The organism is Pseudomonas sp. PDM15, from assembly GCF_014851565.1.
Classification (GTDB): domain Bacteria; phylum Pseudomonadota; class Gammaproteobacteria; order Pseudomonadales; family Pseudomonadaceae; genus Aquipseudomonas.
In genome coordinates this window covers 92,506-108,463 of record NZ_JACVAA010000008.1, presented here as the reverse complement: position 1 = coordinate 108,463, position 15,958 = coordinate 92,506, and the positions used below count along the sequence as shown (strand labels likewise).

Here is a 15,958-nt window from a genome sequence, read left to right as displayed (position 1 = left end):
AACGGCGCCCCCATAACCGCAGATCGCTGCGTGCCACTCTCGAAGCCCCAGGTGCAGGCCGCGCCTGACATTGGTCGCCGGGGTTTGCCAGGCACGCTGTTGCCCGACAGAATCGCCCTCCGATCCGCCCCAGCGTGCGGACGCCGTGGTGAAAAGAGGCAGCAGTTGAACCAACAGCGATTATCCGAGCGCCTGGAACGAGTGGCCGCGCATGTACCGGCCGGTGCACGGCTGGCCGATATCGGCTCGGATCACGGCTACCTGCTCGTCGCCCTGATCAAGCGCGGTCTGATCGAGACGGCAGTAGCCGGCGAGGTGGCGTTGACGCCCTTTCACGCGGCGCAACGCAGCGTGCGCGAGAATGGCCTGAGCCAGCACATCAGCGTACGCCTGGCCAACGGCCTGGCCGCGATCGAGCCCGCAGACGGCATCACGGCGATCAGCCTCTGCGGCATGGGCGGCGAGACGATCCGCGGCATCCTCGACCGCGACCAGGCGCGCCTCAGCGGTGGCGAGCGCCTGATCCTGCAACCCAACGGCGGCGAGCAGCCCCTGCGCCACTGGCTGATGGAACATGGCTACCGCATCCTCGGCGAGGAAGTGCTGCGAGAAAACCGCTTCAACTACGAAATCATCGTCGCCGAACGCAACGGGCCGGTGCTGTATACCGCCCAGGAACTGTACTTCGGCCCACTGCACTTGCAGGAACGCAGCCCGGCCTTTCTGGCCAAGTGGCAGCGCCTGTTGCGCCTGAAGCAACGCACCCTGACCCACATCGCCCGCGCGCGGCAGGCCATACCCGAGGAGCAGGTTCAAGCGCTTACACAACAGGTCGGGTGGATCAGCGAACTGCTTGCTCAAGAAACCTGATACCCGTGCGCAGTGCACCGGTAACCGACTGAACCAATCTTCTCTTGGCCTTCAAAAACGACCCCAAACGGCCAGGGGCGACGGATAGAAGGCAACGACAAGCAGTCTCGTCAAGACAGCTTCCGATCCAACACTGCCTGCCGAAAAGTGGGTGGATAAGTCCACCCTGCTGAGTACTCGAGGTTGCATAGGGTGAAAAACCGCGCAGCGTTTTCCACCGTGCAGATATCCAGGCTACTTGCTGCGAACGAGCGCGGGCTTTTCGGCAAGTCCATTAGCGGTTATCAAACAATCACTCCTGCCCGGATGCAAAGCTGGCTGAAGCACGCCGCTGGTAATCGTTGGTCGGGGCTGTGCATTGCCGTACTACTGGCAAAGGAATTCGCGTATCGCTTCGGCGGTTTGCCTGGCGCTTGTCACCACGAAAAAATGCCCCTCGCCCTGCAGGATGTGCAGCTCTGCACGGCGAATGGTACGTCGCAGGATGTGTGCGTTGTACAGTCGCACCAGAGTGTCGCGTTCGCCGGTGAGGATCAGTGTGCGCTGGCGCAGACGGAAAAGCCGTAGCAAGCTGGTCCAGCCGACCAAGGCGGCGAGCTGGTGGTAATAGGTTCGCGGGTTGGCCGTGAGCATGCCGTTCACCACTCCGAAGCGCAGCAGCGTCTGTATCGAACTGCGCGAGCCACTTTGCTTGCGCAGTTTGACGTTGTTGCTCCTACCAAAGAATTCCAGGATGTCGGCGGGCTTCACCAGCATCGCCGGGCCGGCCGAAGTCGCCGCGAGGATGAGCCGGCGCACCATGCTCGGGTGACGCAGGGTGAACTCCTGTGCCAATGCACCGCCCCAACTGACGCCGAGCACGTCGACCTGGTCGAGTCCCAATTGCTTGAGCATTTCAGCGATCAGATCCGCATGGCGTGGCAGGCGCATCGGCCAGCGGGGCATCTGCGATTTGCCCACTCCAGGCACGTCCAACGTGATAGTCCTGTAATCCACCAGTTCATCGCGCAGAGGATCGAAGGTACGGATCAGACCACCAAGGCCGTTAAGCAAGAGCAGTGGTGGGCCTTGACCACGAATTGAAACGTTCAACTCTAGGTCTTTGATGATTAATTTGTGCGCTGTCATGGTTTCCCCCCTGACCTACCCACTAAGACAGCGTTTGGCCAAGGGTGGTCCCTGCTGAATGCCTAGCTTTTCGGCATCAGCCAAATTACCAGACCTGCACCAAGGGCCAGCCAGATCAGCACCACAAGGGAAGCGGCGATCTTGCTGATAGGCCGAGCCGAAACTTGCGACGCGAGTGTGCGGTACTCGGCCATAAGGTCCGCTGGGATTAACCTGACCACGAGCCAGATTCCTAGCGGGACAATGATCAGATCGTCCAGATAGCCAAGCACAGGAACGAAGTCGGGGATCAAGTCGATTGGCGACAGCGCATACGCCGCGACGAGCAATGCCAGTAGCTTGGCGAGCTTCGGCGTTCGGATATCCCGAGCCGCCAGCCACAACGCGTGAGCGTCGCGCTTCAAATCACGCGCCCAGTGCCGAAGGCGATTGAGACGGAACACCCGAACCTCCAGACGACGGAAAAACCAAGGCTAGTTCTGGCTGATTCGGCGGCGATTCACCAATGGGAACTGTCCGCTCCTGGCCGGCAGCTGCCGACCACCCGCCTACAAACAACCTAAACCAACCCCACCTCACCCTGCCCCACCTCCAGCGGCTTCCAGCGTCGCAGCAGGCTGTACAGCGTCGGCACGACGAACAGGGTGAAGACAGTGCCCACCAGCAGGCCACCGACTATGACCATGCCGATCTGCTGGCGGCTCTCGGCGCCGGCGCCGCTGGCGATGGCCAGGGGCAGCGAGCCGAGGACCATGGCGCCGGTGGTCATCAGGATCGGCCGCAGGCGCTGCACAGCCGCTTCCAGCACCGCGTCGCCCAGCTCGCGCCCCTCGCGCAGCAGGTGGTTGGCGAACTCGACGATAAGAATGCCGTGCTTGGTGATCAGCCCGATCAGCGTCACCAGGCCCACCTGCGAGTAGATGTTCAGGGTACCGCCGAACAGCTTGAGCGCCAGCAGCGCGCCGGCCATCGACAGCGGCACGCTGAGCAGGATGATCAGCGGGTCGAAGAAGCTCTCGAACTGCGCCGCCAGCACCAGGAAAATGAACACCAGCGCCAGCACGAAGATCAGCGCCACACCGCTACTGGAATCCTTGAAGTCGCGGGAGGTGCCGGTGTAGTCGAACTGGGTGTCCGCCGGGAAGATGCCCCGAGCCTTCTCTTCCAGGTGGTCCAGCGCCTCACCCAGGGTATAGCCGGAGCCGACATTGGCGGTGACCGTCACCGCGCGCAGCTGGTTGAAGTGGTTGAGCTCGCGCGGCGCCACCGTCTCGCGTACCTCGATCAGGTTGGAGAGCTGCACCATGTTGTCGCCCCGCCCGCGCACGTAGACGCGGTTGAGATCCTCGGGGTTGCTGCGGTCCACATCCTGCAGCTGCACCAGCACGTCGTACTGCTCGCCGTTCTGCTTGAAGCGGGTCACCTGGCGGCTGCCGAACAGGCTCTCCATGCTGCGACCGATGGTGGCCACGTCGGTACCCACCGCCACCGCCTGCTCGCGGTTGACCGTGACCTTGAGCTGCGGCGTGTTGAGCTTGAGGTCGGTGTCCAGGCTCTCCAGCCCCGGATAGCCGCGCACTTCGGCCAGCAATTGGTCGACGTACTGCTGCAGCTCGGCGTATTCCAACGAGGAGCGGATCACGAAGTTGACCGGCTGGTTGCGCGCGCTCTGCCCCAGCGGCGGGCGGTTGATCGGGAAGGCGCGCACGCCGGGGATGTCCTGCAGCTTGGGCAGCAGCTCGTCGCGGATCTCGAATTGGCTGCGTTCGCGCTTGTCCCAGTCCTCCAGCTTCATGAACGACAAGCCCTGGGCCACGGTGGGGAAGCCGACGATGACCATGTAGCGGTTGGCCTCAGGGATCGAAGCGTAGGCTGCTTCCAGCTGCTTGGCGTAGCGGCTGGTGTAGCCGACGGTGGCGCCGTCCGGGCCGTTGATCGAGCCGACGATGGTGCCGGTGTCCTCGGTCGGTGCCAGCTCGCTGCGCAGGCTGCCGAACAGCCAGGCGCAGAGAATCAGGATGCCCAGCAGCAGCGCTACCACCAGCCACCAGGCGCGCAATACCCGCTCCAGCAGATGGCGATAGTTGTAGGTCAGTCCGTTGAGGAAGCTCTCGATCAGGTTGTAGAAGCGGCTGTGCTTCTGCTGCGGCACATGGGCCTTGAGCAGGTGGCCGCACATCATCGGCGACAGGGTCAGGGCGACGAAGCCGGACACCAGCACGGCGCCAGCCAGGGTCCAGGCGAATTCGGTGAAGAGTTTTCCGGATGTGCCCTGCATAAAGCCGATCGGCGCGTACACGGCAGCCAGGGTCAGGGTCATGGCGATCACCGCGAAGGCGATCTCTCGGCTGCCTACGAACGCGGCCCGCATGGGGCTCATCCCCTGTTCGATATGCCGGTGGATGTTCTCCAGCACCACGATGGCATCGTCCACCACCAGGCCGATGGCCAGGACCATGGCCAGCAGGGTCAGGGTGTTGACCGTGAAGCCCATCAACGCCATCAGTGCGCAGGCACCGATCAGCGACACAGGAATAGTGACCAGCGGAATCAGCGTGGCGCGCAACGAACGCAGGAACAGGAAGATGATCAGCACCACCAGCACCACCGCTTCCCAGATGGTGGTCTGGACGTTCTTGATCGACTCGCGGATGAACAGCGAGTTGTCGTTGGCCACCGCCATTTCCATGCCTTCCGGCAGCAGCTCGCGCAACTCCGGCAGCGCCTGGTTGAGGCCGTCGGAGATTTCCAGCGGATTGGCCGTGGCCTGCTTGACCATGCCCACCGCCACTGCCGGCCGGCCCTTGAAGCGCACCACGGTGCGCTCGTCGGCGGCGCCGATCTCGGCATGGCCGACGTCCGACAGGCGCAGCAGGTAGCCGCGCGAATCGTCGAGGATCAGCCGGTTGAATTCGTCCGGGGTCTTCAGATCGGTTTCCGACAGCACGCTGAACTCGCGCTGCACCGACTCGATGCGCCCGGCCGGAATCTCCACGTTCTGCCGGCGCAGGGCATCCTCCACGTCCTGCACGGTGAGGTCGTGGGCGGCCAGCTTCTCCGGGTCGAGCCAGATGCGCATGGCGTAGCTGCGCGCGCCGCGGATCTGCACCTCGGACACACCGGGAATGGTCTGCAGGCGATCCTGCACCACCCGTTCCAACACGTCGGTGATCTCCATGGCGGAGAAGCGCTCGCTGTAGAACGCCAGCCACACCACCGGCTGGGCGTCGGCCTCGACCTTCTGCACCATCGGCTCGTCGATCTCGTCCGGCAGCAGACTGCGCACCCGGCCCAGACGATCACGCACGTCGTTGGCTGCCTCGTCGGAGTTGCTGCCGAGGCGGAACTGGGCGGTGATCTGGGTGTTTTCCGAGCGGCTGATGGAACTGACGAAGTCCAGCCCCTCGATGCCCGACAGCACGTCCTCGATCGGCTGGGCCACCTGGGACTCCATGATCTCGGGGCTGGCGCCGGGATAGATGACGTTGACCGTGACGATCGGCACGTCGATGTTCGGGTACTCGCGCACCGCCAGGCGCTGATAGGCCAGCAGGCCGAGCAGCACGATGATCAGCGACAGCACGGTGGCGAACACCGGCCGGCGGATGCAGATGTCGGAGAGCGTCATGCGCCGTCCCCACGCTGGACGGTGCGCACCTCATGCCCGGGGCTGACCTTCTGCCAGCCGGCGCTGATGATCGTCTCGTCGCCCTGCAGCCCCTCCACCACTTCGGCGCGGCCGCGCAGGCGCTGGCCGATGCGGATCTGCCGGCGTTCGACCTTGCCATCCACCACCAGGTTGACGAACAGCAGTTGGCCCATGGGCATCACCGCTTCTTCCGGGATCACCAGCGCACGCGGGCGCTCGGCGAGGATCACCGAGACCTTGACGAACTGGCCGGGCTTGAGCCGGTGATCACCGTTGGCCACCTGGGCGCGAATGGCCTGGCTGCGGCCGATCTCGTCCAGGCGCGGATTGAGGGCGCTGATCCTGCCCTGGAAGCGCTCGCCGCCGTAGGCATCCAGCGACAACTCGACGACCTGGCCGACCCGCACCTGGCTGGCGGCCTTCTGCGGCACGCGGAAGTCCAGCTTGAGCGGGTCGAGCACTTCCAGGTTGACGATGTCGTCGCCGGGGCTGAGGTAGTCGCCGACGCTGACCAGGCGTAGGCCGAGCACGCCGTCATAGGGCGCGCGAATCTGCGTCTTGTCCAGGCGCGCCTGGGACAGCGCCAGACTGGCGCGTGCGGCCTGCTGCTGGGACTGTGCCTCGTCCAGGGCCTGCGCATTGCTGGCGCCGCGCTTGAACAGCATCTGCGCGCGCTCGAAGCTCTTCTCGGCAAGATCAAGATTGGCGCGGGCCTGGGCCAGTTCGGCGCGGGCGATGGCATCGTCGAGGCCGACCAGCAGATCGCCGGCCTTCACCGCCTGGCCCTCCTGGAAATGCAGGGTGGCGAGGCGGCCCTCCACTTCCGGGCGGATCATGGTCGACTCGTCCGAGCGCAGCGAGCCGAAGGTGATCAGTTCGTCGCGCACCAGGGTGCGTTCGGGCTGCGCCACTTCTACCAGAGGCGCCTGTTCGGCGCGCAGGGGACTGGCCAGGCACAGGGTCGCGAACAGCAGAACGGCGCGGCGGGCAGTCATCACTCAACCTCTTATTGTCCGATCGGTCGAGTCTAACGGCGGACGGCGCCGTTGCCGACCGCCGATTGTGTTACCCGATGCTTACTGACGCATGCCGCGGCCGCTCTTCAGCAGGCGGATGCAGACGATGTACAGCACCGTGCTGGCCAACAACATCATGCCGATGGCGATGCCGATATTGATGTCGGACACGCCGAGAATCCCGTACCTGAACGCATTGACCATATGCAGGATCGGGTTGACCAGCGACACGTGCTGCCAGAACTCGGGCAGCAGGCTGATCGAGTAGAACACCCCGCCCAGGTAGGTCAGCGGCGTCAGCACGAAGGTCGGGATGATCGAGATATCGTCGAAGTTGCGCGCATACACGGCGTTGATGAAGCCGCCCAGGGAGAAGGTGATCGCGGTGAGCAGTATCACCAGCACCGTCACGCCCAGGTGGTGCACCTGCAGCTGAGTGAAGAACAGCGACAGCAGGGTGACGATGAAGGCCACGGCCAGGCCGCGCAGGGCGCCGCCGATGGTGTAGCCGATGAGGATGGTGTGCGGCGATACCGGCGACACCAGCAGCTCCTCGACATTGCGCTGGAACTTGCTGCTGAAGAAGCTGGAGACCACGTTGCTGTAGGAGTTGGTGATCACCGACATCATGATCAGCCCTGGCACGATGAACTCCATGTAGGAGTACTGCCCCACTCCGCCGACCTGACTGCCGATCAGGCGGCCGAAGATCACGAAGTACAGGGCCATGGTGATGGCCGGCGGCAGCAGGGTCTGCGCCCAGATGCGCATGAAGCGCCGCACTTCGCGGCGCACGATGGTTTGCAGGGCGACCCAGTTGGAGGCGAGTTCCGGGCTCATTTCGCCACCTTCGCCAGATTCTTCTCGACCAGGGACACGAACAGCTCCTCGAGACGGTTGCTCTTGTTGCGCAGGCTCAGCACCTCGATGTTCTGCGCCGCCAGCTGGCGGAACAGCTCGGTGATGCCCAGGCTCTTCTCCACCTGTACCTCCAGGGTGTGGTGGTCGACCAGCGTCGCCGGGTAGCCCTGCAGCTGCGGCGGCACCAGTTGCGACTCCTTGAGATCAAGCAGGAAGGTCTCCACGTGCAGGGTCTTGAGCAGCGCCTTCATGCTGGTGTTCTCGACGATGCTGCCGTGGTCGATGATGCCGATGTGGCGGCACAGCTGCTCTGCCTCTTCCAGGTAGTGGGTGGTAAGGATGATGGTGATGCCCTTCTGGTTCAGCTCGGTGAGGAAGCTCCACATCGAGCGGCGCAGCTCGATATCCACGCCGGCGGTGGGCTCGTCGAGGATCAGCAGGCGCGGCTCGTGGACCAGCGCGCGGGCGATCATCAGGCGCCGCTTCATGCCGCCGGAGAGCATGCGTGCGGCCTCGTTGTGCTTGTCCCACAGGCCGAGCTGGGTCAGATACTGCTCGGCGCGCTCCTTGGCCACCTTCTGCGGGATGCCGTAGTAGCCCGCCTGGGTCACGACTATGTCGAAGACCTTCTCGAACTGGCTGAAGTTGAATTCCTGTGGCACCACGCCGAGGCAGCGCTTGAGCCTGGACGGATCGCGGTCCAGGTCGTGGCCGAACACTTCCACCGAGCCGCCGCTCTTGTTCACCAGGGTGGAGAGAATGCCGATGGTGGTGGACTTGCCTGCCCCGTTGGGGCCGAGCAGAGCAAAGAAGTCGCCTTCGGCTACGTCGAGGTCGATGCCCTTGAGGGCCTGGAAGCCGTTGGCGTAGGTCTTGGTCAGTTGCCGGATGGACAGCGCGGAACTCATAAGAGATAGCTACTCAGCAAGGGGAAGGCTTAGATAAGGCTCGGGAGAGGTAATTGCAACCATTCGTTGCAGGTAGCCTGCCCGCCCCGGCCTCAAGAAAAAAGCCCCGTCGCCTCGATGTTAACTATCGAATTCCTTTATGGCGGCGGCCTCCGCCTGCAGATCGCCACGCAGGAAGGCCGAACCTTCCTCGAACAGGTGCGGGTAGCACTGGCGCAGATGACCGAAGAAAAGCTCCAGCGGCAGATCGTCGAACTGGCCATGGTGGGTCAGGTATTCCATGTAGCGCGCGCCCTCGGCATTGAAGGGATGGAACACGCTGTCGCTGTGCCCATCGAACTCCAGCGGCGCCACCTTGAACATCTGGCACAGCGCCAGGTTGAACGCCGGCGTGGCCTTGACCCATTTGCCCTCTAGGAACAGCTCGGTGTAGCCGTGCATGGCGAACACCTCGCTGCGCAGCATCTCGATCAGGCGTGGGGTGGAAAGGTGGTTGCGCACATCGGCCAGGCCGATGCGCGCCGGTATCCCGCAATGCCGGGCGCAGGCCGCCAGCAGCAGAGCCTTGGGCACGCAGTAGGACTCGCCCGCCGCCAGCGCATGGCTGGCCTTGAGCGTCTCGTGATCGGGGCTGAAGACGTAAGGGTTGTAGCGGATCTGGTCGCGCACCGCGTAGTACAGGCTCACGGCCTGCTCGCGCGGGTCGCGGCTAGCGCCGCGCGAACGTTCGGCGAACTCGACTACCCTGGGGTGGTCACTATCCACGAAGCGGCTGGGTAGAAGGCTGGACTGCATCAGGGTTCTCCAGGGGATTGCCCCCAGTCTATCCAGGCCTATCGCGCCGGTGCACGACGATCCGGCCAAGCTCGCCGGCCTTACCGCCAAGGCCGGCCTCATGGAGGATTGCGCATGCTCGCTGTCTGGTTACTGATTCTGTTGTTCGGCGTCGCCTACCTGGCCTATTCCCGCATGGCCGCCCTGCCCGCCCTGGGCATCGTGGCCGGCTACCTGATCCTGCTCGGTCTGTTCGCTGATGCGCCGGACTGGCTGGAGCTGCTGCTCTGGCTGCTGTGGCTCGGCGTGGCCATTCCCCTCGCACTGCCGGAGCTGCGCCGCAAGCTGATCACCGGCCCGCTGTTCGGCTGGTTCCAGAAGGTACTGCCACCGATGTCCGCCACCGAGCGCGACGCCATAGAGGCCGGCACCGTGTGGTGGGATGGCCAGCTGTTCAGCGGCCGCCCGGATTGGGACATACTGCTGAACTACCCGGCCGCCAAGCTCAGCGACGAAGAGCGCGCCTTTCTAGATGGCCCAGTAGAAGAGCTGTGCGCCATGGTCAGCGACTGGGAGATCGGCCAGCAGCTGGACCTGCCCGAGAAGGCCTGGCAGCACATCAAGAGCAACGGTTTCTTCGGCCTGATCATTCCCAAGGAATATGGCGGCAAGGGCTTCTCCGCCTATGCCCACTCCCAGGTGGTGATGAAGCTGTCGACCCGCTCCGGCGACCTCGCCTCCACCGTGATGGTGCCCAACTCCCTCGGCCCGGCCGAGCTGCTGCTGCACTACGGCACCGACGAACAGCGCCAGCACTACCTGCCGCGCCTGGCTCGCGGCGAGGAAATCCCCTGCTTCGCCCTTACCGGCCCGTTGGCCGGCTCCGACGCCGGCGCCATGCCGGACACCGGCATCGTCTGCCGCGGCCAGTGGAATGGCGAGGAAGTGCTCGGCCTACGCCTGACCTGGGAGAAGCGCTACATCACACTGGGCCCGGTCGCCACCCTGCTCGGCCTGGCCTTCAAGGCCTATGACCCGGACCATCTGCTGGGCGACCAGGAAGACCTCGGCATCAGCCTGGCGCTGATTCCCACCGACATCCCCGGCGTGGAAATCGGCCGCCGTCACTTGCCGCTCGGCGCCGCCTTCATGAACGGCCCCAACTCGGGCAAGGACGTGTTTGTACCGTTGAGCTGCCTGATCGGCGGCCAGGAATACCTCGGCAAGGGCTGGATGATGCTGATGAACTGCCTGTCCGTGGGCCGCTCCATCTCCCTGCCCGCTGGCGGTACCGGCGCGGCGAAAATGTCGAGCCTGGTCAGCGGCCAGTACTGCCGCGTACGCGAGCAGTTCGGCGTGCCGCTGGCGGCCTTCGAAGGCATACAGGAGGCGCTGGCGCGCATCGGCGGCAACGCCTGGATGATGGATGCGGCGCGCACCCTCACCGCCAGCGCGGTGGACCTGGGCGAGAAGCCCTCGGTGCTGTCGGCCATCCTCAAGTACCACCTGACCGAACGTGGCCGCGAGTGCATCGGCCACGCCATGGACGTGCATGGCGGCAAGGCCATCATCATGGGCCCGAACAACTATCTGGCCCGGGCCTGGCAGGGCGTGCCGGTGTCGATCACGGTCGAGGGCGCCAACATCCTCTCGCGCAACCTGATGATCTTCGGCCAGGGCGCCATCCGTTGCCATCCCTTCGTGCTGGACGAAATGGCCCTGGCGGGTCGCGAGGACCATGAGCAGGCGCTGTTGGAGTTCGACGACCTGCTGCTCAGGCACGTGGGCTTCGCTGTCGGCAACGCTGCAGGCGCCCTGCTGCATGGCCTGACCCTGAGCAGCTTTGGCAACGTGCCCGGCGACAATCTCAGCCGCCCCTATTTCCGCGCGCTGAACCGTCTGGCCGCGGCCTTCGCCCTGCTGGCCGACAGCAGCATGATGCTGCTGGGTGGCGAGCTGAAGCGCCGCGAGCGCTTGTCCGCGCGCCTCGGCGATGTGCTCAGCCACCTCTATCTGGGTAGCGCCGCGCTCAAGCGCTACCACGACCTGGGCAACCCCGAACCGCTGCAACCGCTGCTGCGCTGGGCCCTGGAGGAAAATCTCGGCCTCGCCGAGCAGGCGCTGGACGATCTGCTGGGCAACTTCCCCAACCGTCTGTTCGGCTGCCTGCTGCGTATCTTGGTCTTCCCTCTCGGCCGGCGCCATCGTGGACCGAGCGACGAACTGGACGCCGAGGTCGCCGCCATTCTCGGCCGTCCCCGCGGCGACCTGGCCCTGGAGAGCCTGCTCGACGGCTGCTATCGACCGCAGGGCGTCAACGACCCGATCGCCGCCCTGCAGCAGGCGGTCGACCTGCTCGACGGCGCCGTACCGGCCCAGCGCAAGCTGCACAAGGCGCTCAAGGCCGGTCTGCAGTTACAGCCCGGCGAGCATGAAATCGACGCGGCCCTGCGCGAGCAACAGCTGACTGCCGAGGAGGCCGAACAGCTGCGCCGGGCTGAAACGGCGCGGCGCCGTGTGATCGACGTGGACGACTTCGCCAAGGACGACCTCAAGCTGAGCCGCGGCAAGGTCCGCTGAGCCCCCGTTCGGGACAGCGCGGGCGCGGAGCCTTATACTCCGCGCCCGTTTTCGTTTTACAGGACATCGTTATGGCCACTGCCTACCTCGACCACCACCTCGCCCTGCTCGCCCATCTGCGCGGCATCCTGGTCGCCCTGGGCGAGGCCGAGCAGGTGGAAGACGACACCCACGCGCTGTTCCTCGAGCGCTTCGACGAGCTGGTGGCCCAGCTGCCGGCGGATCCGGAGAGCAGCCTGTACCTGGGCCAGGACATCATCAGTCAGGTGTTCCACCGCTACCCGCAGATCGCCCACCTGGTCCCGCGCGACCTGCTGTGGTTCTTCGGCGGCGACTGCCTGCATTTCATGCCGGATGAAGAGATCGAATTGTTCCAGCGCCTCGACGAGCGCCGCTTCGAGGCTGAACAGAACGACGAGCCATTCGACTGGAACCGCGAGAAGCAGCTGCTGGCACTGCCGGGCGACAGCGCCAAGCATTGAGCCTCCAGTAACGAAAAGGCCCGCACGGCATCGCCGGCGGGCCTTTTTTCATGGCTGAATCGCGCACAAACGAAAACGCCACCCGATGGGGTGGCGTTTCGTGAATTTGGAGCGGGAAACGAGACTCGAACTCGCGACCCCGACCTTGGCAAGGTCGTGCTCTACCAACTGAGCTATTCCCGCATGCAACTTGGTAAAAATGGCGTCCCCTAGGGGACTCGAACCCCTGTTACCGCCGTGAAAGGGCGGTGTCCTAGGCCACTAGACGAAGGGGACGTGGCCCGGAGCTTACAACAGCTTCCCGGTGTTTCCAGCCGATGTTACCACCGACCTTGGAACTCTAATCAAAACGCCGCTCGATGAGCGGCGCTTCGTAAACTGGAGCGGGAAACGAGACTCGAACTCGCGACCCCGACCTTGGCAAGGTCGTGCTCTACCAACTGAGCTATTCCCGCAATGGCGTCCCCTAGGGGACTCGAACCCCTGTTACCGCCGTGAAAGGGCGGTGTCCTAGGCCACTAGACGAAGGGGACGTGGCCAGGAGCTTGTAACAGCATCCCAACTTCCTTCGAATCGGCTTTCGCCAACACGCTGAAAGTGGCGCGCATTCTATGGAGCCTTGGCCAGAGCGTCAACCCTCAATCAAAACTTTTTCTAAATCAAAGACTTCGCCTCAGAAACTCATACAGTGCTATCAGCATGATGGCTAACGCACTACACTCGGGGAAATAAGAAGCGTACGGGAGTTTCCAGGTGTCCCCAATCGTCATCACTGCGCTAGTAGTCGCCGGCATCGTGGTGCTGTTTTTGATCGGTTACATCAACCATATGGTCGAGAACAGCAAGCTGGAGAAAGCCCGCCTCAAGGCCGATCTCAACGACCGGGTAAGGCGTAGCCGTGACGTTTCCGAGAACATGCCGGGCCAGCTGATGAGCCCCGCCCTCAAACTCCTGCTCAGCCGCTTCGAACTGCAGTTCGGTGAGCGCCTGCTGCAGCTGGACAAGCAAAACGCCAATCTGAAGAACCGCATGGCCGAACTGCGCGAGGCAGTGGCCAAGGGCGACGCCATTCCGGTACGCAACCCGCCACAGCAGATAGTGACCGAGGCCAAGGCCAAGGACATCCGCTTCCTCCTGGAAAACTTCCACAGCCAGATCACCCGCGCCGCCCAGGAAAACCTGCTGCCGGCCAACGAGGCCAAACGCTGGCTGGGCGAGATCCGCCACATGCTGGTGCAGCTGCATTTCGAGTTCTTCAGCAACCTCGGCCAGCAGTCCATGCAACAGGGCCAGCCCGGCCAGGCTCGCCTGGCCTATGAGCGCGGCGTGCAGTACCTGCGCAAACAGCCCGAACCGGCGCGCTACCAGAACCAACTGCAGCAACTGGAAGAGCTGCTGGCCCGCGCCAATGCGGTGGTACTGGAAAAGGCCAAGCCCGTCGAGGAGGCCAGCGAGCTGACCGAAGGCCTCAAGTCCCTCGGCGAAGACGAGTGGAAGAAAAAGAACGTCTACGACTGATCGTCCCCTGCAAGGAATCCCATGAGCCTGATCGTCTATGGCGCGCCGCTATCCCCGTTCGTGCGCAAATTGCGCCTGTGCCTGATCGAGAAGGGCCTGGACTACCAGCTGGAAATCGTCACCCCGTTCGGCCAGCCCGACTGGTACCGCGAACTCAATCCACTAGGTCGCATCCCCGCCTTCCGCGACGGCGAGCTGACCCTGGCCGACTCCAGCGTCATCTGCCAGTACCTGGAAGAACAGTACCCGCAGCGCCTTACCCTGTTCGGCCAGGACGCCGCGCAGAAGGCCAAGGTGCGCTGGCTGGAGAAGTACGGCGACTACGAGCTGGCACCACTGTGCACCTTCGGCGTGTTCCGTAACCGCCTGCTCAAGCCCATGCTCGGCCAGAGCTGCGACGAAGAGGCCGTGCAGAGCGCCCTCCATGCCAAGCTGCCGAAGCATTTCGACTACCTGGAGCAGACCCTGGGTGATGCCCCGTACTTCGTCGGCGACGGCCTGACCCAGGCGGACCTGGCCATCTACACCCAGCTGCAGAACATGGAGCACGGTGGCGAACCGCTGGATGGCCAGCGCTGGCCGCGCCTGGCCGCCCACTACCAGCGCATCATGGCCCGCGAATCCGTGCAGAGCGTGCTACCCGGCGAGCTCAAGGTAATCGCCAAGATAACCGCCAAGGCCTGATTCGCCCGCCCACAAAAAAGCCCGGCAATGCCGGGCTTTTGCTGAGCGCGAAAGATCAGCAGTCGCTCAGGCGCAGGAAGATCGCCGCCAGCCGCTCGATGCCGAGCTGATCTTCCACTCCGAAGCGCGCCAGGCGTGGACTGTCCAGATCCAGCACGCCGATCAGTCGACCGTCCTTGACCAGCGGCACCACCAGCTCGCTGTTCGAAGCGCTGTCACAGGCGATGTGACCGGGGAAGGCATGCACATCCTCGACCCGCTGGGTCTGCCGGCTGCTCGCCGCGGCGCCGCATACGCCGCGGTCAAAGGGAATGCGCACGCAGGCCACCTTGCCCTGGAACGGCCCCAGTACCAACTCCTCGTCCCTGTTCAGATAGAAGCCGGCCCAGTTCAGCCCTTCCAGCTCATGGAACAGGAAGGCGGCGAACTGCGCGGCGTTGGCGATGAAGTCACGCTCGTCAGCCAACAGTGACTCCAGCTGGGCCGCCAGCAGGTCATAGCCCTCGCGCCCCTGCCCGGCCTGTTGCAGATCGATCATGGCGCCACCTCCAGCAGTTGCTGGCCGACCCAGCTGCGGGCGAACTGGTAGGCGCAACGACCGTTGCGATTGCCGCGCCCCAGGGCCCAGCGAATGGCGAGGATTTCCAGCTCGTGGCTCCACTGCCATTGCAGGCCGGCCTGGCCCGCCAAAACTTCGATCCAGTGGCGCACGACCGCCAGGAAATGCTCCTGGGTGAAGGGGTAGAAGGAAATCCACAGGCCGAAGCGGTCAGACAGCGCGATCTTGTCCTCAACCGCCTCGTTGGGGTGCAGCTCGCCGTCGACCATCTGCCAGTGCTCGTTGTCGCTCTCCTTCTCCGGCACCAGGTGGCGGCGGTTGGAGGTGGCGTACAGCAACACGTTATCCGGCGCGCGCTCCAGGGAACCATCGAGCACGCTCTTGAGCACCCGGTAATCACCCTCGCCGGATTCGAACGACAGGTCGTCGCAGAACAGCACGAAGCGCTGCGCCAGCCCGGCCAGGGCCTCCACCACCTTGGGCAGGTCGGCCAGGTGATCGCGCTCGATCTCGATCAGGCGCAGACCAGCACTGGCGTGCTCGGCCAGCAGCGCCCGCACCAGCGATGATTTTCCGGTGCCTCGCGCGCCCCAGAGCAAGGCATGGTTGGCCGGTAGTCCGCTGACGAACTGGCGGGTGTTACGTGCCAGCTGCGCACATTGCGCATCCACCCCGACCAGGTCGGACAGCTGCAGATCAAGGCTGACCCGCAACGGCTGCAGATAGCCAGTGCGACCTTCGCGCTGCCAGCGCGCGGCGATCACGGTATTCCAGTCCAGCGCCACCCGCGGCGCCGGCAACAGGGGTTCGAGGCGCTCCAGCACGGCATCGGCGCGCTGTAGAAAGCTGTTCAAGCGAGAATCCACGACTTACTCCTCATATCCGCCACTGCCGATCATCCGGCGCTATGGGCTATGCTTGGCAAGGTC

At 64.2% G+C, this 15,958-nt stretch carries 14 protein-coding genes and 4 tRNA genes; 5 read left to right on the top strand and 13 right to left on the bottom strand.

Annotated elements, in window-relative coordinates:
• The first annotated feature begins 165 nt into the window (after window positions 1-165).
• A complete protein-coding gene (locus IB232_RS20545; RefSeq protein WP_192400420.1) occupies window positions 166-870 on the top strand; it encodes a tRNA (adenine(22)-N(1))-methyltransferase in 705 nt (234 codons plus the stop codon).
• Between the two features lie 366 nt (window positions 871-1,236).
• Here the strand turns inward: IB232_RS20545 and IB232_RS20540 are convergent, their stop codons facing one another.
• From IB232_RS20540 to IB232_RS20510, 7 genes are all read right to left on the bottom strand, one after another.
• Window positions 1,237-1,998: an alpha/beta fold hydrolase gene (locus IB232_RS20540; protein WP_192400419.1), complete on the bottom strand. Its 762-nt coding sequence runs from the start codon at window positions 1,996-1,998 to the stop codon at window positions 1,237-1,239.
• Window positions 1,999-2,060: 62 nt separating this feature from the next.
• Complete coding sequence (locus tag IB232_RS20535) at window positions 2,061-2,441, bottom strand: YkvA family protein (protein WP_318652297.1); 381 nt, start codon at window positions 2,439-2,441, stop codon at window positions 2,061-2,063.
• 116 nt (window positions 2,442-2,557) lie between these two features.
• Window positions 2,558-5,626, bottom strand: a complete 3,069-nt coding sequence (locus tag IB232_RS20530) for an efflux RND transporter permease subunit (protein ID WP_192400418.1) — start codon at window positions 5,624-5,626, stop codon at window positions 2,558-2,560.
• On the bottom strand, window positions 5,623-6,642 hold the full coding sequence (locus IB232_RS20525; protein ID WP_192400417.1) for an efflux RND transporter periplasmic adaptor subunit: 1,020 nt from the start codon (window positions 6,640-6,642) through the stop codon (window positions 5,623-5,625). The genes IB232_RS20530 and IB232_RS20525 overlap by 4 nt, the downstream gene beginning before the upstream one ends.
• An 81-nt stretch (window positions 6,643-6,723) precedes the next feature.
• Complete coding sequence (locus IB232_RS20520) at window positions 6,724-7,503, bottom strand: ABC transporter permease (RefSeq protein WP_192400416.1); 780 nt, start codon at window positions 7,501-7,503, stop codon at window positions 6,724-6,726.
• Window positions 7,500-8,432 (bottom strand): ABC transporter ATP-binding protein, encoded by a 933-nt coding sequence (locus IB232_RS20515; RefSeq protein WP_192400415.1) that lies wholly within the window; start codon window positions 8,430-8,432, stop codon window positions 7,500-7,502. The genes IB232_RS20520 and IB232_RS20515 overlap by 4 nt, the downstream gene beginning before the upstream one ends.
• Window positions 8,433-8,552: 120 nt before the next feature.
• Window positions 8,553-9,227 (bottom strand): transglutaminase-like domain-containing protein, encoded by a 675-nt coding sequence (locus IB232_RS20510; RefSeq protein ID WP_192400414.1) that lies wholly within the window; start codon window positions 9,225-9,227, stop codon window positions 8,553-8,555.
• A 114-nt stretch (window positions 9,228-9,341) separates the two neighbouring features.
• On the opposite strand from IB232_RS20510, the gene IB232_RS20505 reads away from it, so the two are divergent.
• Together IB232_RS20505 and IB232_RS20500 are read left to right on the top strand one after the other, a co-directional pair.
• Window positions 9,342-11,786 carry an acyl-CoA dehydrogenase gene (locus IB232_RS20505; RefSeq protein WP_192400413.1) on the top strand — a complete coding sequence of 815 codons (2,445 nt, stop codon included), beginning with the start codon at window positions 9,342-9,344 and terminating at the stop codon, window positions 11,784-11,786.
• Window positions 11,787-11,857: 71 nt separating this feature from the next.
• The gene (locus IB232_RS20500) at window positions 11,858-12,268 is read left to right on the top strand and encodes a PA2817 family protein (RefSeq protein ID WP_192400412.1); all 411 of its coding nucleotides are present in this window, start codon (window positions 11,858-11,860) and stop codon (window positions 12,266-12,268) included.
• 107 nt (window positions 12,269-12,375) lie between these two features.
• Here the strand turns inward: IB232_RS20500 and IB232_RS20495 are convergent.
• The 4 genes from IB232_RS20495 to IB232_RS20480 form a co-directional block, all read right to left on the bottom strand.
• A tRNA-Gly gene (locus IB232_RS20495) sits at window positions 12,376-12,451 on the bottom strand.
• A 17-nt stretch (window positions 12,452-12,468) separates the two neighbouring features.
• Window positions 12,469-12,544, bottom strand: a tRNA-Glu gene (locus IB232_RS20490).
• 103 nt (window positions 12,545-12,647) lie between these two features.
• Window positions 12,648-12,723: transfer RNA gene (locus IB232_RS20485), tRNA-Gly, on the bottom strand.
• Between the two features lie 2 nt (window positions 12,724-12,725).
• Window positions 12,726-12,801: transfer RNA gene (locus IB232_RS20480), tRNA-Glu, on the bottom strand.
• Window positions 12,802-13,021: 220 nt separating this feature from the next.
• Here IB232_RS20480 and IB232_RS20475 point away from each other — a divergent pair.
• Both IB232_RS20475 and IB232_RS20470 read left to right on the top strand, forming a co-directional pair.
• Window positions 13,022-13,786, top strand: a complete 765-nt coding sequence (locus IB232_RS20475) for a hypothetical protein (protein ID WP_192400411.1) — start codon at window positions 13,022-13,024, stop codon at window positions 13,784-13,786.
• 21 nt (window positions 13,787-13,807) lie between these two features.
• The gene (locus IB232_RS20470) at window positions 13,808-14,470 is read left to right on the top strand and encodes a glutathione S-transferase family protein (protein ID WP_192400410.1); all 663 of its coding nucleotides are present in this window, start codon (window positions 13,808-13,810) and stop codon (window positions 14,468-14,470) included.
• A 55-nt stretch (window positions 14,471-14,525) separates the two neighbouring features.
• On the opposite strand, the gene IB232_RS20465 is transcribed toward IB232_RS20470, so the two are convergent.
• Together IB232_RS20465 and IB232_RS20460 are read right to left on the bottom strand one after the other, a co-directional pair.
• Window positions 14,526-15,008 carry a GAF domain-containing protein gene (locus IB232_RS20465; protein ID WP_192400409.1) on the bottom strand — a complete coding sequence of 161 codons (483 nt, stop codon included), beginning with the start codon at window positions 15,006-15,008 and terminating at the stop codon, window positions 14,526-14,528.
• Window positions 15,005-15,895, bottom strand: coding sequence for an ATP-binding protein (locus IB232_RS20460; RefSeq protein WP_192400408.1), 891 nt, complete (start codon window positions 15,893-15,895; stop codon window positions 15,005-15,007). The genes IB232_RS20465 and IB232_RS20460 overlap by 4 nt, the downstream gene beginning before the upstream one ends.
• Window positions 15,896-15,958: the final 63 nt, after the last annotated feature.